The organism is Limnobacter sp. UBA3528, from assembly GCF_002377005.1.
Classification (GTDB): Bacteria; Pseudomonadota; Gammaproteobacteria; order Burkholderiales; family Burkholderiaceae_B; genus Limnobacter.
Genome location: NZ_DFOZ01000012.1, coordinates 26,146 through 27,777, shown reverse-complemented (window position 1 = coordinate 27,777; position 1,632 = coordinate 26,146). Strand labels below are relative to the sequence as shown.

The following is a 1,632-nucleotide window of genomic DNA, read 5'->3' as shown; positions in this document are numbered from 1 at the left end:
TCAACCAGAAATTCCGGATACCCCAAAAAACTTTAACAATCTGCATGCAGGCTGTATTGGGCCACCAGCCTGCGGAATTCCGCCTCTTGGCGGTCAAGCTCCTCATCGCTGTAACGCAACTCGTTTTGCAACACAAAGCGTACCTCATTCATACAGGCCAAGGCCGCTTGGCTATCCAGGAAAAGCGCCCTGCTTCGGCGCGCCAACACGTCTTCAATGGTCACAGCCATTTCTTCGAGTACGGCCTGCGCAATTTCTGCTTCATTCAAATCGAGATTCTCATGAATGGCTGAACCGGGCTTGCGCATGGGCAGGTCATCTTCCAGGCGCAGGTAGCGGGTTCTGGTTGGCTTGTTGGCCCAACCGTGTTGCTCGCACACCAAATCAACCACTTCTTCAGCCATGCTGCGGTAAGTGGTCCATTTGCCGCCGGTAATGGTAACCAATCCGCTGGGTGCAGTAATTACCGTGTGCTCGCGTGAAATGCTCTTGGTGTTCTGTTTCTCTCCGCCCGCACTCACAAGGGGGCGCAAGCCCACGAATACACTTCGCACATCAGCGCGCGTGGGCGCATTGGCCAGGTATTGTCCCGCGGTTTGCAAAATAAAATCCACTTCTTCAGGCAATGCATCCGGTTCCCAAGGGGAATCTTTGCGGGGCGTGTCTGTTGTGCCGATCAGCGTTTTGCCCAACCAGGGCACCACAAACAACACGCGCCCATCGCTTGTTTTGGGCACAAGCAAGGCTTCTTTCGCGGGGTAAAAGTGCTGGTCAACCACCACGTGCACGCCTTGGCTGGGGCTCAACATGGGTTTTGACTCTGCCGAATCCAATTTGCGAATGTCGTCTACCCACACCCCAGTCGCATTGATCACTGCTTTGGCTTTGAATATAAAAGTCTCGCCGCTGAATTCATCACGCGCCTGCACACCATTTATTTTCTCTGCATTCTTTTCGAAGCCTTTGACTGGCATGTAGTTAATCGCCATGCCACCCAGTTTGTGCAGGGTTTTCATCAAGGCAATGGCCAGGCGTGCATCATCAAACTGCGCATCGAAATAGCGCACTCCTCCATGCAATTTCTGCTGAGAAATTGTGGGTACCGCGCGCAGCACCTCATTTTTCTTCATCATGGTGGTGGGGCCAACACCCAGCTTGCCTGCCAGCATGTCGTACATCTTCAAGCCGATCCAGTAAAACAGCTTCTGAAATACATTGCGCACTGGAATGACAAACGCCAAAGGCTTCACCAGGTTTGGCGCATTCACCAACATTCGGCCACGTTCTTCAAGGGCCTCTTTCACCAGGCTGAAATTGCCTTGCGCCAGGTAACGTACCCCGCCATGGGCCAGCTTGGTAGCACGGGAACTGGTGCCTTTGGCAAAGTCGTGCCCTTCGAGCAACAGCACCTTCAGGCCACGGCTTGCCGCATCCACTGCACTGCCCAGGCCTGTGGCACCACCGCCAATCACAATTACGTCCCATTCATATTGTTCTTGTGCCTTGAATCTCAGTGTCTCAAGGTGCTTTCTACGACTAAGCATCTGCCCATCCTTTGGAACGTTCTACCGCACGGTGCCAGCGATCAAGCAATGCACCGCGTTCATCAATACTCATCTTGGGTTCAAACCG

Annotated in this window: 1 protein-coding gene; it reads right to left on the bottom strand. The window is 53.4% G+C overall.

What is annotated here, in order from left to right; genetic code table 11:
• Positions 1 to 32: 32 nt before the first annotated feature.
• A complete protein-coding gene (locus B4N58_RS03000; RefSeq protein WP_291745630.1) occupies positions 33 to 1,544 on the bottom strand; it encodes a glycerol-3-phosphate dehydrogenase/oxidase in 1,512 nt (503 codons plus the stop codon).
• Positions 1,545 to 1,632: the final 88 nt, after the last annotated feature.

Bases quoted from the DNA above. Each gene is read 5' to 3' on its own strand.
- B4N58_RS03000 (WP_291745630.1), bottom strand. From the start codon at position 1,544: ATGCTTAGTCGTAGAAAGCACCTTGAGACACTGAGATTCAAGGCACAA.